Source organism: Pseudomonas sp. Eqa60 (assembly GCF_018326405.1).
GTDB lineage: Bacteria > Pseudomonadota > Gammaproteobacteria > Pseudomonadales > Pseudomonadaceae > Aquipseudomonas > Aquipseudomonas protegens.
In genome coordinates, this window is the sequence record NZ_AP024342.1 from 1,455,991 (window position 1) to 1,472,829 (window position 16,839).

The following is a 16,839-nucleotide window of genomic DNA, read 5'->3' on the forward strand; positions in this document are numbered from 1 at the left end:
TCTGGAGCTGGCTGCCACAGATTCTGCAGTACGCCTGGGGCAGTGATTCCAGGGCGCTTTTGCGAAACCCGTCTCGACGGGTTTTTTCATGCCCGGCAGAAACAAGCCTCACCGCAGCCTCATCCCGTTCCAGGAGCCTTGTCATGAAACTCTCGGCTGTTCTCGATCAGCTACAAGCACAGTGCCCGAGCTTTACCGGGCGCATCATTGTCGGCACCCATGCCGATTCTGCTTCAGGCGTTGGTGCGCCAATGCCAGCCGCCTATTTGGCGCCCAGCAACGATCTGGCCAGTGCCAGCGCCGGGCAGAACATCATTCGCCAGACTATCCGCGACCGCTTCGACGTGGTCCTGGCGCTTGGCGCCGCCGAGCCTGCAAAAGCGCTGAATCCGCTGCACGACCTGCGCGCCGAAGTCTGGCGCGCCCTGGTCGGCTTCAAGCCCGGCGCCGAGTACAACCCGATCCAGTACGACGGCGGCGAGCTGGTGTCGCTCGACGCCTCTGGCTTGCTCTACCGCCTGCGCTTTTTCGCCGAGTTCCAACTCGGTCGCAACCTGCCCAGCCAGCCGGCGGAAACCTGGCATGAGCGTGAACTCGACGGCTTGCCGTCCTTGACCGGGGTCACGGTGCGGGTCGATGCCATCGATCCGGCGGACCCCAATCTGCAACGCCCAGGGCCCGACGGGCGCCTGGAGCTGACTTTTTCAGGAGAGCTGAAGCAATGAGCAAACGCATCACCGTGCTGCCGGTCGCCGGCCGCGCCGTACCGGACCCGGAAGCGGGCGATCTGCTGCCCGCTTCCGGCCGTGAAGTGTCGGACAGCGCCTGGTGGCGCCGGCGTCTGGCCGATGGCGATATCACTAGCAAAGCCGTGAAAGCGGCGAAATCTCAAGGAGCCAAATAATGGCGATCGGTTTCAGCAATATCCCGGCGGACATCCGTGTGCCGCTGTTCTACGCCGAGATGGACAATTCGGCGGCCAATAGCGCGTCCTCGGCCATGCGTCGTCTGATCGTCGCCCAGGTCAACGACAACCAGGCTGGCGACGATCTCGGCAAACTGGTGCTGGTGTCCAGCGTGGCCCTGGCCAGGAGCATTGGCGGCCAGGGCTCGATGCTCGCTTCGATGTACGAAACCTGGCGCAAGACCGACCCGGTGGGCGAGATCTGGTGCCTGCCGCTGCACAGCACTGAAGGCAGTGTGGCCAAGGCTGAGGTGAAGATCACCGGTGCCGCCAGCGAAAGCGGCCTGCTCAATCTTTACGTCGGTGGCGTGCGGGTGCAGGCATCCATCGTCAGCGGCGCCACTGCCGCTCAGGCGGCCAGCGCCCTGGCGTTGAAGGTCAATGCGGCGGTGGATCTGCCGGTGACCGCGGCAGCCGTCGACGGCACTGTGACCCTGAGCGCCAAGTGGACCGGCGACAGCGGCAACGACATCAGTCTGCAACTCAACCGTCTGGGCAAGAGCAATGGCGAACAGACCCCGGCGGGCCTGACCCTGGTGCTGGGCAAGATGGCCGGTGGCACCGGTGTGCCGGATCAGGTGGCTGCGCTGGCGGCCCTGGGCGACGAGCCTTTCGAGTTCATCTGCATGCCCTGGACCGATACGGCCAGCCTCAACACCTGGCAAGCCGTCATGGATGACAGCACCGGTCGCTGGTCCTGGACCAAGCAGTTGTTCGGTCACGTCTACAGCGCCAAGCGCGGCACCGTCGGTACCCTGGTGGCGGCCGGCCAGGCACGCAACGACCAGCACATCACCATCCAGGCCCTGGAAACCGGCGTGCCGCAACCGGTGTGGGTCCAGGCCGCCGCCCTGGCGGCGCGGACTTCGGTGTTCATCTCCGCCGATGCCAGCCGCCCGACCCAGAGCGGCAGCCTGCCGGGCGTCGACCCGGCGCCGGCCAGCGAGCGCTTCACCCTCACCGAGCGCCAGTCGCTGCTGAGCTACGGCATCGCCACCGCCTACTACGAAGGCGGCTACATGCGCATTCAGCGGGCGATCACCACCTACCAGAAGAACGCCTACGGCCAGGCCGACAACTCCTACCTGGACAGCGAAACCATGCACCAGTCGGCGTTCATCGTGCGCCGCCTGCAAAGCGTGATCACCAGCAAATACGGGCGCCACAAGCTGGCTGCCGACGGCACTCGTTTCGGCGCCGGCCAGCCGATCGTCACCCCGAGCACCATTCGCGGTGAGCTGATTGCCCAGTACGCCAAGCTGGAGCTGGAGGGCCATGTGGAGAACGCCGAGCTGTTCGCCGAGCACCTGATCGTCGAACGCGATGTGCAGGACCCGAGCCGGGTCAACGTGCTGTTCCCGCCGGACTACATCAACGGCCTGCGGGTGTTCGCGCTGCTCAACCAATTCCGCCTGCAGTACGACGCGGCGGCCTGAGCCGGACCTGCATCGCTGCGCTTTTTCAGCCCGCCTTGAGCGGGCTTATTTTTTGGGAGAAACAACATGGGTCAACTGATCGCGGGCACCTGCTACGTCAAAGTGGACGGCGCTCAACTGACCATCAGCGGCGGCTGCGAAGCACCACTGATGGCCGTCAAGCGAGAAACCGTGGTTCCGGGCTTCTACAAGGAAACCGACCTCACACCGTCGTTCAAAGTCACCGCGCTGCACACCCCGGACTTTCCGCTCAAGCAACTGATCGAAGGCGTCGACATGACCGTCACCTGCGAGTTCGCCAACGGCAAGGTCTACGTACTGGCCGGTGCCTACCTGGTGGACGAGCCTATTGCCAAGGGCGACGACGCCAGCATCGAGCTGAACTTCGAAGGGCAGAAGGGGACCTGGCAATGAGCAACACGGTGAAGCTGCAGGTGCCCATCGAGGCCCACGGCGAGCCCCTGGCCGAACTCAGCCTGCGCCGCCCGACGGTGCAGGAAGTACGGGCGATCAAGGCGCTGCCGTACAAGATCGACAAGAGCGAAGAGGTCAGCCTCGACATGGACGTCGCGGCCAAATACATCGCGGTCTGCGCCGGCATTCCACCGTCCTCGGTGAACCAGCTCGACCTGGTGGACCTCAACGCCCTGAGCTGGGCGGTGGCGAGTTTTTTCATGAGTGCGGCATCGCAGCCATCGCCGACCTGATCGCTGTCGCCTATGACCTGGCCTGGTTCTGGAAGGTTGACCCCGAACAGATGATGGCCAGGCCACTGGATGTGCTCCGCGAATCCCTGGAGCACGCGCAACGGATCAATGCGATGCAGCAGGTGCAGTGATGGCAGACACACAAACCGTAGAGAAGAAGTCGGTGCTGTTGACCGGCATAGACCAACTGTCACCCAAACTCGTCGCCCTTCAAGGCAAGGTCGACTTGTTCAAGAAAAACCTTGAGCAGACCGGGCTGGGCAAGCTGGATATCAGCGGGCTGTTCAAGGGCGGCAGCCTGATCACCCCGTTTCTGGACGGGATCAAGGCCTGCGATGCGTTCAAGGGCAAGCTGGCCGAAGTCGGCGACTCCAGCGCGCCGGCTGATGCGGCCAAAGGCATGAATGTATTCAGTCAGTCGATGGCCAAGGTGTCCTCGGCCATTGATGCTGCACTGGCGCCGGCAGTGGGGGCGCTGGTGGTCGGTCTGGAGCCCATGCTCAACAGTGTGGGGACGCTGCTCGACGACAACCCCAAGCTGGTTGAGGGGCTGGCGATGGGCGCCATTGCCTTCTCGGCGATGCAAACCGCCGTGACCGGGGCGACCCAGGTGCTCGATCTGATGGGCACCGTGACCAAGGCCAGCCCGGTGATGCTGATTTCCATGGGCATTGCACTGGCCGCCGGGGTGATCATTGCCAACTGGACGCCGATCTCGGCCTTTTTCGTCAGCCTCTGGGAAGGTGTGAAGAGCTTCGCGGCGCAGGCGATGGAGGTGCTCAGTACTCTGTTCGGCTGGACGCCCCTGGGCATGCTAATTGGCAACTGGGGGGCGATCACGGCGTTCTTTGCCGGGCTCTGGGACAGTATCCAGGCGATGACGGCTTCGATCGTCGGCTTCCTCAAGGAGGTGTTCTCCTGGTCGCCTCTGGGACTGATCATCAATAACTGGGCAGGGCTGACGGGGCTATTCGCCTCTATCTGGGAATCCCTCAAGGCCTTGACGGTACCGGCGATGGCCTTTCTAAAAGGCCTGTTCGACTGGGGGCCGATGGACATGATCACCAGGAGCTGGGGGGCAGTCACCGGCTTCTTCGCGTCGATCTGGGCGGGGCTGCAACCGGGCATCGACGGGGTCAAGAAAGTCCTGCACACCCTGTTCGACTTTTCCCCGCTAGTGATCCTCTACAACAACTGGGGCGCGGTCACGGACTTCTTCGGTTCGATCTGGGCCGAGCTGCAACCGGGTATCGACTCGATCAGAAAGGCCATCGAGGCCCTGTTCGACTGGTCGCCGATGGAGCTGATCATGACCAATTGGGCCCCCATCGCCGATTGGTTTTCCGGGCTGTGGAGCAAGCTTCAAGAGTTGATGGTGCCATTCAAGGAGCTGTTCGAGGGCGGTTTCGGAGGGCTGATTGCCACGGTCACCGCCAAGGTCGAAGGCTTTACCGAAGCGCAAAAGCAGATCAACGCCGAGGGTAAAGGCGGGCTGGCATCACCCTTTGCCGCAACCCAGGGCAGCTCGCTGACCCAGAATTCCAGTGCGCTGATCCAGCAGAACGCCGCGAACAACCGCACTCAACTCGAAGGCGGTTTGACCCTGCGCTTCGAAAACGCCCCGGCTGGCCTGCGCGCCGAACAGGCCACGACCAATCAACCGGGTTTGAACATCGCTTCGACCCTGGGCTATCGCTCACTTTCCCTAGGAGGTTCCCATGGCGGATAACTGGCGTGATCGTTTGTTGCCCGCATCCTTTCGCGGCGTGCCCTTCTGGGTTGACCAGGCGAAAACCCCGGTGGGGCAAAAAGGCCAGTTGCATGAGTACCCGCAGCGCGACCAGCCGTTTTTCGAGGGCCTTGGCCAGCAGGCGAAAGTCCATGACCTGACGGCCTTCATCGTCGGCGCCGATTGCCTGGAGCAGCGCGACAGGCTGCTCAAGGCCCTGGAGGAGGGCAGCGGCGAGCTGGTGCATCCGTGGCTTGGACGGATGCAGGTCAAGGTCGGCGAGTGCGAGATGACCCAGAGCCGCCAGGATGGTGGCCTGGTGACCTTCAGCCTGAAGTTCTACCCGGACCAGCCGCTGCGCTTTCCTTCGGCGGTGGTCAACACCCAGCAGCAGGTGCTGGTGGCCAGCGATACCTTGCTGGGCTCGGCGGTGCTGCGGTTCGAGTTCGCCACCAACCTGATCAAGCAGGCGCGGATCGGCGTGGATTCGCTGCGCAAGGGATTGACTGAGGTGTACGCGGTCATCGAACACGAGTTCAAGCCGCTGATCGAGTTGTATGGCGACCTCAACACCCTGGTCAAGGCGGTCAAGGAAATACCCAAGGAGCTGAGCACGGAGTTCAAGGGGTTGCTGGAGGATGTACGCGGGCTCAAGGATTTTGCCCGCACCGGCTATCGGCAGATGCTCGCCGATATTTCCCAGCAGGTGGAGGCGGCCAGGCGCATTGATGCGCCCAAGCTGACCACCGGCAAGGACACCACCGCGGCGGTCGAGGCGGTAGCGAACCTGGTCCAGGATGCGTTGCTGGTGCAGATCGCCCGGTTGGTGTCGGCCTTGCCGGTGGCCACCCCGGTGGTCAAGCTCAAGAGCACGCCGCCCCTGGCGCAGCAGGCCAGCCAGCCGGTGCAGCGCCTGGAGGTGCCGGTGGCCGACGATGTACTGGCCCTGCGTGACCAGCTCAACGAAGTGATCTGGCAAGCCGCGCTCAAGGCCGACCCGATGCATTACCAGGCGCTCAACACCCTGCGCCAGCAACTGCAGGGCCATCTCAATGCAGTGGCTTCGTCCGGGGTACGGCTGGTCAGTCTCAGCCCCAAAAGCAGCATGCCGGCGCTGGTCCTGGCTTATGAGCGGTTTGCCGATGCGACGCGGGTCGGTGAAGTGGTACAGCGCAACCGGGTGGCCCATCCGGGCTTCCTGCCGCCGGCCGATCTGCAGATTGCGCGGGAGTGACCCATGGACGAACTGGCAAATATCGTCACCCTGACGGTGGACGGGCTCGACTACAGCGGCTGGAAAAGCGTGGAGATCACGGCAGACCTGGAGCGCCAGTTCCGCACCTTCAGCCTCAACATCACCTGGCAATGGCCGGGGCAGGATGGGCAGGTGCGGATCCGCCCGGGCGCTCGCTGCCAGGTGCGCATCGGCTGCGACCTGGTGCTCACCGGGCATGTCTACAAGGCGCCGGTCAGTTATGACGGCAGGCAGATCAGCCTGAGCATCCAGGGCAGCTCCCTGACCCAGGATCTGGTGGATTGCGCGGCCATCAACCGGCCGAGCCAGTGGCGCCAGCAGGATGTGCTGAGCATCGTTCGCGCCCTGGCCGGCTCTTACGGGGTGGGGGTGCGCAGCGAGATTGCACCCACCAGCAAGTTGCACACCCACAGCATTGTGCCGGGGGAGACGGTGTTTGCCTCCATCGACCGCTTGTTGACCTTGTACCGGGTGTTCTCCACCGATGACGCCGACGGCTACCTGCTGCTGGCGGCACCGGGCAGCGGCGGGCGCGCCAGCGATGCCCTGGAGCTGGGCAAGAACATTCTTTCGGCCAATGCAGCGATGGATTTTTCCGCGGTGTTTTCCGAGTACCGGGTGATCGGCCAGCACAAGGGCAGCGACCAGAGCAGCGGTGTTGCGGTCTGCGAGGTGTCCGGCCAGGCCAGCGATGCCCGGGCTTCGCGCAAACGGGTGACGGTGATCAACGAGGCGGCGCAACTGAGTGCGGAACTGGCTCAGCAGCGGGCTGACTGGGAGTGCGGCACCCGCACCGGCAAGGCGCTGACCACCACCTATCAGGTGCAGGGCTGGCGCCAGAGCAATGGTGATTTGTGGCGACACAACACGTTGGTGCGGGTCATCGACCCGGTGCTGGGTTTCGACCAGGACATGCTGATCTCCAAGGTCACCTGGTCGCTGTCCGACCAGGGCTCCATCACCACCTTGCAGGTGGCGCCGCCGCAGACCTTCGATGCCAACCCGACACCCGCAAAAAACTGAAACCTGCGCCCAACCGCAGGAGCCGGCTGGCCGGCGAAGGCACCCGGCACGAAACCGCGCAATCCCTGTTCGCCGGCAAGCCGGCTCTTCTCCCCCCAAGGAACCCAGCATGAGCCTACTGACACGCCTGTTGGCGCGGGGCACCGTGGTGCTCGCCCATTCGGCCAACAAATTGCAATCGCTGCAAATGCGCCTCACCGCCGGCGAGGTCAACGACGACATGGAGCATTTCGAGCCTTACGGTTTTACCAGCAACCCCCTGGCCGGCGCCGAGGGCATCGCCACCTTCCTCGGCGGCGATCGCTCCCATGGAGTGGTGCTGGTGGTGGCCGACCGGCGCTATCGCCTCAAGGCCTTGGCCGCCGGTGAAGTGGCGATCTACACCGACGAGGGCGACAAGATTCACTTCAAGCGCGGGCGGGTCATCGACATCGACACCGCCACCTTGAATATCCGCGCCAGCAGCGGCGTCATCATCGACAGCCCGACCCTGAGCATGAGCGGCAAGATCGTCTCCCAGGGCGATCAGGTCGCCGCCGGCATCAGCCAGATCAACCACGTCCACAGCGGCGTGCAACCCGGCCCGGGGCAGACCGGCGTGCCGGTGGGAGGTTAAGCATGTTCGCCACTTATGACCTGAAGAACGCCCTGACCCGGGCCGTGGAAATCAGCCTGTTCACCTGGCGCCGCGCCGCCGATGACGACGCCCTGGATGACGACCAGCGCTACGGCTGGTGGGGCGACAGTTTTCCCAGCGTGGCCGACGACCGTATCGGCTCGCGGCTGTGGCTGTTGCGCCGGGTCAAGCTGAGCCGGCAGACCCAGCTCGATGCCGAGTTCTATGCCCGCGAGGCCCTGCAGTGGCTGATCGACGATGGCCACTGCAACGCCGTGGAGATCATGACCGAGCGCCTCGATGCCCAGCGCCTGAACCTGCGCACGGTGCTGATCCTGGCCGACGGCGAGCGCCTGGACATCAACCTCATTCACAGTTGGCAGGTGACCTATGCCGTTTGAAACCCCTTCGCTGCCGGTGCTGATTCAGCGCACCCAAAGCGACCTGGCCAGCGATTCGCTGCGCCAGTCCGATGCCCAAGTGCTGGCCCGCACCCTGAGCGGTGCCGCCTTTGGCCTGTATGGCTACCTGGATTGGATCGCCGAGCAGATCCTTCCGGACAAGGCCGATGAGTCGACCCTGGAGCGCATCGCCGCGCTGCGCCTGAACCAGCCGCGCAAGGCTGCCCAGGCGGCCAGTGGCAGCGTCAGTTTCAACGCGGCAGCCGGTGCCGTGCTGGATCTCGGCACCCTGTTGCAAAGCAGCGACGGTCGCAGCTACACAGTGACCGCCGCGCGAACCACCAGCGCAGGCCTCAACAGCACCACGATCCAGGCCGTCGACGGCGGTACCCTGGGCAATGCCGATGCCGGCCTGGAGCTGACCGCGGTGCAGCCGGTGCAGGGCATCAGCAACTCGTTCACCGTCCTGGCCCCGGGCCTGAGCGGTGGCGTGGCCCGGGAAAGCCTCGAATCCCTGCGCTCGCGGGTGATCCGTTCCTATCGGATCATTCCCCATGGCGGCTCGGCGGACGACTACGAAACCTGGGCCATGGAGTGCCCGGGCATCACCCGTGCATGGTGCCGGCGCAATTACCTGGGGCCGGGCACCGTGGGCTTGTTCGTCATGCGTGACGACGACCTGCAGCCGATTCCCAATGCCGAGCAGCTGGCGCGGGTTCTGGCCTATATCGAGCCCTTGCGCCCGGTAACCGCCGAGGTGCATGTGCTGGCGCCAGTGATACAGCCGGTGATCTACCAGGTGCGCCTGACCCCCGACACCAGTGCGGTGCGGGCCGCGGTCGAGGACCAACTGCGTGATCTGCACAGCCGCGAGGCCGGCCTGGGAGAAACCCTGCTCTTGAGCCACATCCGCGAGGCCATCAGCAGCGCCACCGGTGAACAGGATCACCGCCTGCTGGCGCCGCTGGCCGATGTGCCGGCAAGCAGCAACCAACTGCTGGTATTTGGAGGTTGCCAATGGCTGCAATAAGAAGCGCCGCCCAGTACCAGGGCCAGCTGCGCAGCCTGCTGCCCAGCGGCCCGGCCTGGGACCCGGAACGGGTGCCGGAGCTTGAACGGGTGTTGCAGGGCATCTCCCAGGAGCTGGCGCGCATCGACGCCCGGGCCGTGGACCTGCAAAACGAAATGGACCCGGCCAGCGTCAGCGAACTGGTGACGGATTGGGAAAAGGTCATGGACCTGCCCGACCCCTGCCTGGGCCTGACGCCGCTGTTCGAAGACCGGCGCCTGGCCGTGCGCCGTCGTCTGTTGGCGGTGGGCAGCCAGCGCGCCGCCTACTTCGTCGAAATCGCCCGCAGCCAGGGCTATCCCAATGCCAGCGTCACTGAGCTGAGTACCCCGCGCATGGGCCGCTCACGCTTTGGTCACGCGCATTTCGGCACCTGGCGGGCGAACTTCATGTGGACCCTCAATACCGGCGGCCGCCTGCAACTGGGCCGGCGCTTCGGCGCCAGCTATTGGGGCGAACGTTTTGGCATGAACCCGGGCAGCGCCCTGGAGTGCCTAATCCATCGCAGTACACCGGCGCATACACAGGTGTACATCAACTATGACTAGAGAGGACAGGAATACGTGGACTATCCGAAAAGTGTTCCCAGCGTAGGGCTGTTGAACGGAAAGTTTGTCGATGAGAACCCCGTCACGGGCCAAGTCGGCTCAATGATTTCTTCCGATTGGGGTAATGCAGTGACCGACGAATTGCTCAACGTGATTCGTGCAGGAGGGGAAGAGCCGGCCGAGGCCGAGCATGACCAGTTGCTGGCGGCGATCAAGGCGATCGTGCGTGATTCGATCCCACCGGAGAAGATCCGCACCACCCTGGCCGATTACGGGATCACCGATGCCTATACCAAGTCGGTGACCTATACCAAGGCGGAGATCGAGGCGCTGTTGAAGAACATGTCGGCCTTGCCGGTGGGGGCGATGGTGCCGTTTCCCAAGGGCACGGTGCCGGCCGGATTCCTGGAGGTGGATGGCAGTGTGCAGAGTGCTGCGACCTATCCGGATCTGGCGGCTTATCTGGGGACTATGTTCAATACCGGGGGTGAGGGGGCGGGTAACTTCCGCTTGCCTGAGTCGCGAGGCGAGTTTTTGCGGGGTTGGGATCATGGGCGGGGGGTGGATGCTGGGCGGGCGGTAGGCAGCTGGCAGGCCGATGAGTTCAAGAGTCATACACACTCAGTGAAGGACAGCTCGAGTGCTGGAAATGTGTTTGATTCTTGGGTTTATGGTGATACTGGAAATGGAGTCACCGACGACGAAAATCTAAAAACCAATCCAACAGGCGGAATTGAAACCCGCCCTCGCAACCTGGCGGTTATGTGGTGCATTAAGGCCTGGAACGCTCCCATCAACCAGGGGAATATCGACATTTCCGGTCTGGCTGCGAACGTTTCAGCGTTAGAGACCCGACCTCGGGGCTTGGGTGATGGACAGGCCTGGCAGAATGTTACGGCCAGTCGCGTTTCAGGCACTGTCTACACCAATACTACGGGGCGCCCGATTCAAGTTCAGGCATCTATTACGACCGGTGCGGTTACTGCAACTTGCGGTGGTGTGGCCGTGGCAACTTCTGCCTATCACGCATCGTTCGTGGTGCCGGTCGGAGCAACTTACTCAGTAACTTTTGGTAGTCCAGTCAATCCAGTTTGGTCGGAGTTACGTGCATGAAGTATTTTCATAATCCCGAGACAAACCGTGTCCATGCTTACGATGACGATGCCCCCGCGCATTTCATATCCAGCCAGTTGATCCCGATGTCCGAAGAGGAAGTTCGGCTCCACATAGAAAGTGCGACGGCGCCGTCACCTGTATCGGTAGGAGAGCGTGTCTGGCGTGATTCAGCACTGGATTCGGTGAGGTGGTTGCGTGAGCGGCACCGCGATCAGTTGGAGATCGAAGTACCTACAACGCTTGCCAGTGCACAGTTCAAGCAACTGCTTGTGTACATGCAGGCCTTGCGTGACTGGCCGCAATCGCCGCACTTCCCCGACTCTCAGTACCGCCCTGTCGCGCCATCCTGGGTTACTGAACAAACTGAATAAACGCCCCGTACCGCCGGGGCGTTTTCTTATCCGACCTGCAAACACTGACCATGCCAATAACCGAAGAACAACTGCTGCAAATCATGCCTAACGCCCGCCGCCAAGCGGGCGTTTTTGTTTCTCCACTCAACACCGCCATGGCCAAGCGGCAGATCGATACGCCGAAGCGCCAGGCGGCTTTTCTTGCTCAGATCGGACACGAATCCGGGCAGCTGCAATACGTACGCGAATTGGGCAGTGATCAATACCTGAGCAAGTACGACACGGGCTCTCTCGCCGCACGCCTGGGCAACACCCCAGAGGCCGACGGCGACGGTCAGCGGTATCGCGGGCGTGGGCTGATCCAGATCACCGGGCGCAGCAACTATCGCCAGTGCAGCCTCGGGCTGTTTGGCGATGAGCGTCTGCTGGAGTTGCCGCAGCTGCTGGAGCAGCCGCAATGGGCCGCCGAGTCGGCGGCCTGGTTCTGGGAGCGCGGTGGGCTCAATGCGCTGGCTGACCGCGATGAGTTCAACAGCATTACCCGGCGGATCAATGGTGGCCTGAATGGCTTGCAGGAGCGCCTGCAACTCTGGGCCAGGGCGCGGGCGGTGCTGTGTTTGCCGGTGGTGTGAGGGCTGCCGTCTGAAGGTCCTGCGGACCTTTTCGCAGCCTGCGGCAGCGGCTACAGGTTTTTTTGGCAGGCTGGGTGATTCATTTCCTGCCCGCCTCAGGAGGGCTTGATGAATATCCGTGGCTGGCTGGCCATCGCTGTGGCGGCCGGGTTGCTTTATGCACTCGGCTACGTCAGCGGTGCCGGCAGTGAGCGCAGTAACAACCAACGCCTCGATGAGGCTCGTCTCAAACAATCCTTTGAACAAGGCCGGGCCCTGGGCACGATCAGGGAAAAGGTGGTGGTCGAGTACGTCGACCGTATCGTCAAGGTCTATCAGACGGGCGCCACCATCACCAAGGAGGTTCCTGTCTATGTCTCGAAAGCGGCTGATAGAGCCTGCGTTGTGCCTGCTGGTTTTGTCCGGGTGCACGACGCCGGCGCCGCCAACCTGCCCGTGGCCGGAGGCCCCAGCGTCACTGATGGCGCCGCCTCGGGCCTTGCACTCTCTACCGTCGCCGCCAGCGTCGTCGACAACTACAGCGAATGCCACGCCAATGCCGAGCAATTGAAGGCGTTGCAGCGGTGGGTGCGCGAATCCCAGGCTGTGCTGCGCAGCACTACGGAGATGTTGCTGCAGCCCTGAGAGCAGGTTGTCGATCAACTCTCCGGCTCCACTGGAGCCGGCCGGGTTGGGTTGCATCCAGGTGGAAGGGAGGAGTGACAAGGTGACGGCCAGTGACAGCCAGTAAAAGTGCTATCGCATCAGCGATGCAGGACATTGGCTTATGGCCTCGGGTACTTGGGGACTTATATGAAGTTCGCATTATTTGGCCGTTTCAGGATTGCCGAATGCGCACGGCTTTGTTTGAAAAATGAGCATGTTCGCTCGGAATGAGAACTACTGGAGAAGTTATGCAGAATACTAAAAACATCTTGCTGATGAGCTTGTTTGCACTGATCGGGATTTCCCTCAATGTGAGTGCAGAGACGGCCATGTCGTGGAACCTGGCAAGGGATGTAATGCTGGCCAAGGAGAGCGTCGTGGCGAACTCGCCCTGGACATTCATGCAGAACACATCAGGGGTGAATAAGCCTGAAAACTATACGTTGCTACCTTTCTTCAAGGCGGACGACTGCACTGCTCAACCTGTGACCTGTTGGCAGGATCCGGTATCAGGGGCTCACGTATCGGTCCACTTCAAGACTTATACATTCACTGGAAACGGCAGTTTTGTTATCGCTCCGGGCAATGTGGCGTTTCACCCCGGGAAAAATAGCCAGACGGTTATCCGCTGGAGCAGCCCGGTCGTTGGTGAGGTAAATGTTCTCGGGCGTGTCAACAGCATTCACGACAGCTGTGGCGATGGGGTTGCCTGGTCCCTGAATTTGGATGACTCGGTTCTTCAGTCGGGTAGCTTGGCCAGAGGTACGGGAGCTGTTTTTTCGGTAAGCAAGGTGCCTGTCAGCAAGTTGTCGTCCATCTATTTTGTCCTGGACAAGAAGGCCAATTACTCTTGCGATACCAGCACCATCGACATGCTGATCACCAAGTGACGTGCCTCTATCAGTGGTTCTGGAGGCCGCGCGTGATTGTCGAAGCTGCGCAAGGGAGATAGACCGGTCCAAGAGTACTCAACTCTGATTCCGATCTGACAGCCTGTCACTTGCAAGCCACCTCGCCTGGTGTACGGTAAGCACACGCCAGCCCCATCAGGAGAGGATTGTGAAAGAAATCACCCAGCTTGCCGCTGAACTCGGCAGGCGTTTGCAGGTTCTGAATGCCCACGTCACCACCGCGGAGTCCTGCACCGGGGGAGGCATCGCCGAGGCGATCACGCGGATCCCTGGCAGTTCGGCCTGGTTCGAGGCCGGTTATGTCACCTATTCCAATCGCCAGAAGACCCTGCAATTGAATGTACCGGCCGATTTGTTCAATTCGGTCGGCGCTGTCAGTCGTGAAGTGGTCGAGGCCATGGTCCGGGGGGCACAGGCCAGGAGTCATGCGCATTTTGCCGTGGCGGTCAGCGGTATCGCCGGGCCGGATGGCGGTTCTGCGCAGAAGCCTGTGGGCACTGTGTGGCTGGCCTGGGGGGCGGGAGAGACGCTGACCACCGAGTGCCGGCACTTTCCGGGAAATCGCGATGAGGTCCGCCGACAAACGGTGAAGGCCGCGCTAGAGGGGTTGCTGCAACATGCTGCGGCAGAAATCGCAAATCAGGGGTAGGCGATCCTCGAGCGCTGTGGAATAATACTGGCTACTTATACAGGTGTTGGCCGTCAGGCCTTATTGATTACGTGAGGACTTTAATGGACGACAACAAGAAGAAAGCCTTGGCTGCGGCCCTGGGTCAGATCGAACGTCAATTCGGCAAGGGTGCCGTAATGCGTATGGGCGATCACGACCGTCAGGCGATCCCGGCCATTTCCACCGGCTCTCTGGGTCTGGACATTGCTCTGGGCATTGGCGGTCTGCCAAAAGGCCGTATCGTTGAAATCTACGGCCCTGAGTCGTCCGGTAAAACTACCCTGACTCTGTCGGTTATTGCCCAGGCGCAGAAAGCCGGTGCAACTTGTGCGTTCGTCGATGCCGAGCACGCACTGGATCCGGAATACGCCGGCAAGCTGGGTGTGAATGTTGACGACCTGTTGGTTTCCCAGCCGGACACCGGCGAACAGGCCCTGGAAATCACCGACATGCTGGTGCGTTCCAACGCGGTTGACGTGATCATCGTCGACTCCGTGGCGGCCCTGGTGCCCAAGGCTGAAATCGAAGGCGAAATGGGCGACATGCACGTGGGCCTGCAAGCCCGCCTGATGTCCCAGGCGCTGCGCAAAATCACCGGTAACATCAAGAACGCCAACTGCCTGGTGATCTTCATCAACCAGATCCGCATGAAGATCGGCGTGATGTTCGGTAGCCCGGAAACCACCACCGGTGGTAACGCGCTGAAGTTCTACGCTTCGGTCCGTCTGGACATCCGCCGTACCGGTGCGGTGAAGGAAGGCGACGAAGTGGTGGGCAGCGAAACCCGGGTCAAGATCGTCAAGAACAAGGTGGCTCCGCCGTTCCGTCAGGCCGAGTTCCAGATTCTTTACGGCAAGGGCATCTACCTCAACGGTGAAATCATCGATCTGGGCGTGCTGCACGGCTTCCTGGAGAAATCCGGTGCCTGGTACAGCTACCAGGGCAACAAGATCGGTCAGGGCAAGGCCAACTCGGCCAAGTTCCTGCAGGACAACCCGGAAATCGGCAACGCGCTGGAGAAGCAGATCCGTGAAAAACTGCTGACTGCATCGCCAGACGTCAAAGCCAACCCGGTCAAAGAGACCGAAGACGATATGGCCGACGCTGATATCTGATTGATCCAATGACCGCCGTACTCGATACCCTCGTCGCGGTGCGGCGAACCGCAATGGACCTGCTCGCAAGACGCGAGCACGGTCGTGTCGAGCTGACGCGTAAACTGCGTCAGCGCGGCGCCCCTCCTGAAATGATCGAAGCAGCCCTTGACCGTTTGACGGAAGAAGGCCTGCTGTCCGAATCCCGTTATCTCGAAAGCTTCGTTTCCTACCGTGCCCGATCCGGTTACGGGCCCATGCGTATTCGTGAGGAACTGGGCCAGCGCGGCTTGCAGCGCAGCGATATTGATCTTGCGCTGCGCGAGTGCGGTATCGATTGGCAGGAACAATTGCGTGACGTCTGGCAGCGCAAGTTTGCTGGGCGGTTTCCTGCAGATGCTCGAGAGCGTGCCAAGCAAGGGCGTTTCCTGAGTTATCGCGGGTATTCCATGGACATGATCAGCCGCTTGTTGAGTGGCCGAGGCATGGACGACTGAAGCCGTACCCGCTGCATAACGCAGCGGGCTATGGTTGGGGTCAGTTGGCTTTGCTGGTTTCTCGTGCCCGTTGCGTTGTTTGGGGCTGAGGCCTGGCCCAGTTTTCCGGCAGGTTGATGAAGTCGATCAGCTCGCGCAGGCGACCGTTGTCGCGAGCATTGAAGGCGAATGACAGCCGCGCCAGATGGCTGAACTGCACTTCGTCGTGTTCCTCCCCGCTGTAGGCATGCTGTTGAAACTGGCCACTCAGGCACAGGTCGGCGAATGCTGTCTGCATCTGCTCCAGCGCCTGCTCATTGAGGTTGTGGTTCATGCGGATGACGAACTGCTGCTTGAGCCAGCGGCTGGAGTGGAAGTTGGCATAGAACTGCTGGATTTCCTGCACCGCTTCTTCAGTGCTGTGCACCAGGCGTACCAGCTTCATGTCACTGGGCAGAATGTAGCGATTGGCTTCCAGTTGGTTGTGGATGAAGTCCAGGGCGCCTTGCCAGAACTGTCCACCCGGCATGTCCAGCAGTACCACGGGTACCAGCGGGCTTTTGCCGGTCTGAATCAGGGTCAGTACTTCCAGGGCTTCATCAAGGGTGCCAAAGCCGCCTGGGCAAAGCACCAGTGCGTCGGCCTCCTTGACGAAGAACAGCTTGCGGGTGAAGAAAAAGTGGAACGACAGCAGGTTCTCCGTACCACCAACGGTGGGGTTGGCATGCTGCTCGAAAGGCAGGGTGATGTTGAACCCCAAGCTGTGCTCCAGGCCTGCACCATCGTGGGCGGCGGCCATGATGCCCCCGCCGGCCCCGGTAATGACCATCAGATCCGAGCGGGCCAGGGCCGCGCCCAGCTCTCGGGCCATGGCGTATAGCGGGTGTTCACTGGGGGTGCGTGCCGAGCCGAAGACCGTCACTTTGCGTCGGCCCTTGAACTGTTCCAGGACACGGAAGGCGTGCTCCAGTTCGCGCAGGGCCTGCAGGGTTATCTTGGCATTCCAGCGATTGAGGTCATCCTCGGCCATACGTAGGACGGTGAGCACCATGTCGCGGTAAAGAGGAAGATTCGGGCTGTTGGGGGCTATCTGGTTGAGTTGCGCTTCGACCTGGTTCGTCAGGTCGACGCCGTTGCTCTGAAAATGACGACTTAACAGGTCATTCGATTGGTAAGGCATTCAGCTTCTCCTTC

At 61.9% G+C, this 16,839-nt stretch carries 21 protein-coding genes; 20 read left to right on the plus strand and 1 reads right to left on the minus strand.

Features of this window, described 5'->3' with window-relative positions; genetic code table 11:
* The first annotated feature begins 143 nt into the window (after positions 1-143).
* The 20 genes from KI242_RS06445 (at position 144) to recX (ending at position 15,666) form a co-directional block, all read left to right on the plus strand.
* Positions 144-725, plus strand: a complete 582-nt coding sequence (locus KI242_RS06445) for a hypothetical protein (protein WP_015634362.1) — start codon at positions 144-146, stop codon at positions 723-725.
* Entirely contained in the window at positions 722-904 is a 183-nt protein-coding gene (locus tag KI242_RS06450) for a DUF2635 domain-containing protein (RefSeq protein WP_011059562.1), read from the plus strand. The genes KI242_RS06445 and KI242_RS06450 overlap by 4 nt, the downstream gene beginning before the upstream one ends.
* Entirely contained in the window at positions 904-2,400 is a 1,497-nt protein-coding gene (locus KI242_RS06455; protein ID WP_212805994.1) for a phage tail sheath subtilisin-like domain-containing protein, read from the plus strand. Before KI242_RS06450 ends, KI242_RS06455 begins: the two co-directional genes overlap by 1 nt.
* Before the next feature lie 66 nt (positions 2,401-2,466).
* The gene (locus tag KI242_RS06460) at positions 2,467-2,814 is read left to right on the plus strand and encodes a phage tail tube protein (RefSeq protein WP_011059564.1); all 348 of its coding nucleotides are present in this window, start codon (positions 2,467-2,469) and stop codon (positions 2,812-2,814) included.
* Positions 2,811-3,107 carry a phage tail assembly protein gene (locus tag KI242_RS06465; protein WP_011059565.1) on the plus strand — a complete coding sequence of 99 codons (297 nt, stop codon included), beginning with the start codon at positions 2,811-2,813 and terminating at the stop codon, positions 3,105-3,107. Before KI242_RS06460 ends, KI242_RS06465 begins: the two co-directional genes overlap by 4 nt.
* A 130-nt stretch (positions 3,108-3,237) precedes the next feature.
* The gene (locus KI242_RS06470; protein WP_212805995.1) at positions 3,238-4,836 is read left to right on the plus strand and encodes a phage tail protein; all 1,599 of its coding nucleotides are present in this window, start codon (positions 3,238-3,240) and stop codon (positions 4,834-4,836) included.
* A complete protein-coding gene (locus KI242_RS06475; RefSeq protein ID WP_015634365.1) occupies positions 4,826-6,070 on the plus strand; it encodes a DNA circularization N-terminal domain-containing protein in 1,245 nt (414 codons plus the stop codon). Before KI242_RS06470 ends, KI242_RS06475 begins: the two co-directional genes overlap by 11 nt.
* A gap of 3 nt (positions 6,071-6,073) precedes the next feature.
* Positions 6,074-7,114 carry a phage baseplate assembly protein gene (locus KI242_RS06480; protein WP_015634366.1) on the plus strand — a complete coding sequence of 347 codons (1,041 nt, stop codon included), beginning with the start codon at positions 6,074-6,076 and terminating at the stop codon, positions 7,112-7,114.
* Between the two features lie 109 nt (positions 7,115-7,223).
* The gene (locus tag KI242_RS06485; RefSeq protein ID WP_041751983.1) at positions 7,224-7,730 is read left to right on the plus strand and encodes a phage baseplate assembly protein; all 507 of its coding nucleotides are present in this window, start codon (positions 7,224-7,226) and stop codon (positions 7,728-7,730) included.
* Between the two features lie 2 nt (positions 7,731-7,732).
* Positions 7,733-8,131, plus strand: a complete 399-nt coding sequence (locus KI242_RS06490; RefSeq protein WP_015634368.1) for a phage GP46 family protein — start codon at positions 7,733-7,735, stop codon at positions 8,129-8,131.
* Complete coding sequence (locus KI242_RS06495; RefSeq protein ID WP_015634369.1) at positions 8,121-9,161, plus strand: baseplate J/gp47 family protein; 1,041 nt, start codon at positions 8,121-8,123, stop codon at positions 9,159-9,161. The genes KI242_RS06490 and KI242_RS06495 overlap by 11 nt, the downstream gene beginning before the upstream one ends.
* The gene (locus KI242_RS06500) at positions 9,149-9,748 is read left to right on the plus strand and encodes a putative phage tail protein (protein ID WP_011059572.1); all 600 of its coding nucleotides are present in this window, start codon (positions 9,149-9,151) and stop codon (positions 9,746-9,748) included. Before KI242_RS06495 ends, KI242_RS06500 begins: the two co-directional genes overlap by 13 nt.
* A gap of 102 nt (positions 9,749-9,850) precedes the next feature.
* Complete coding sequence (locus tag KI242_RS06505) at positions 9,851-10,861, plus strand: phage tail protein (RefSeq protein ID WP_227454105.1); 1,011 nt, start codon at positions 9,851-9,853, stop codon at positions 10,859-10,861.
* On the plus strand, positions 10,858-11,235 hold the full coding sequence (locus tag KI242_RS06510) for a phage tail assembly chaperone (protein WP_041116261.1): 378 nt from the start codon (positions 10,858-10,860) through the stop codon (positions 11,233-11,235). The genes KI242_RS06505 and KI242_RS06510 overlap by 4 nt, the downstream gene beginning before the upstream one ends.
* Positions 11,236-11,285: 50 nt before the next feature.
* Positions 11,286-11,849: a glycoside hydrolase family 19 protein gene (locus KI242_RS06515; RefSeq protein ID WP_015634371.1), complete on the plus strand. Its 564-nt coding sequence runs from the start codon at positions 11,286-11,288 to the stop codon at positions 11,847-11,849.
* Between the two features lie 108 nt (positions 11,850-11,957).
* Positions 11,958-12,473 carry a hypothetical protein gene (locus KI242_RS06520; protein WP_015634372.1) on the plus strand — a complete coding sequence of 172 codons (516 nt, stop codon included), beginning with the start codon at positions 11,958-11,960 and terminating at the stop codon, positions 12,471-12,473.
* Positions 12,474-12,742: 269 nt separating this feature from the next.
* Positions 12,743-13,384, plus strand: a complete 642-nt coding sequence (locus KI242_RS06525) for a hypothetical protein (protein ID WP_041116265.1) — start codon at positions 12,743-12,745, stop codon at positions 13,382-13,384.
* A 169-nt stretch (positions 13,385-13,553) separates the two neighbouring features.
* Positions 13,554-14,054 (plus strand): CinA family protein, encoded by a 501-nt coding sequence (locus KI242_RS06530; RefSeq protein WP_011059578.1) that lies wholly within the window; start codon positions 13,554-13,556, stop codon positions 14,052-14,054.
* An 83-nt stretch (positions 14,055-14,137) separates the two neighbouring features.
* Complete coding sequence (gene recA / locus KI242_RS06535) at positions 14,138-15,190, plus strand: recombinase RecA (protein ID WP_011059579.1); 1,053 nt, start codon at positions 14,138-14,140, stop codon at positions 15,188-15,190.
* Between the two features lie 8 nt (positions 15,191-15,198).
* A complete protein-coding gene (recX, locus tag KI242_RS06540) occupies positions 15,199-15,666 on the plus strand; it encodes a recombination regulator RecX (RefSeq protein ID WP_011059580.1) in 468 nt (155 codons plus the stop codon).
* 40 nt (positions 15,667-15,706) lie between these two features.
* Here recX and KI242_RS06545 read toward each other — a convergent pair whose 3' ends face one another.
* Positions 15,707-16,825 (minus strand): LOG family protein, encoded by a 1,119-nt coding sequence (locus tag KI242_RS06545; RefSeq protein ID WP_212805996.1) that lies wholly within the window; start codon positions 16,823-16,825, stop codon positions 15,707-15,709.
* Between the last annotated feature and the right edge of the window lie 14 nt (positions 16,826-16,839).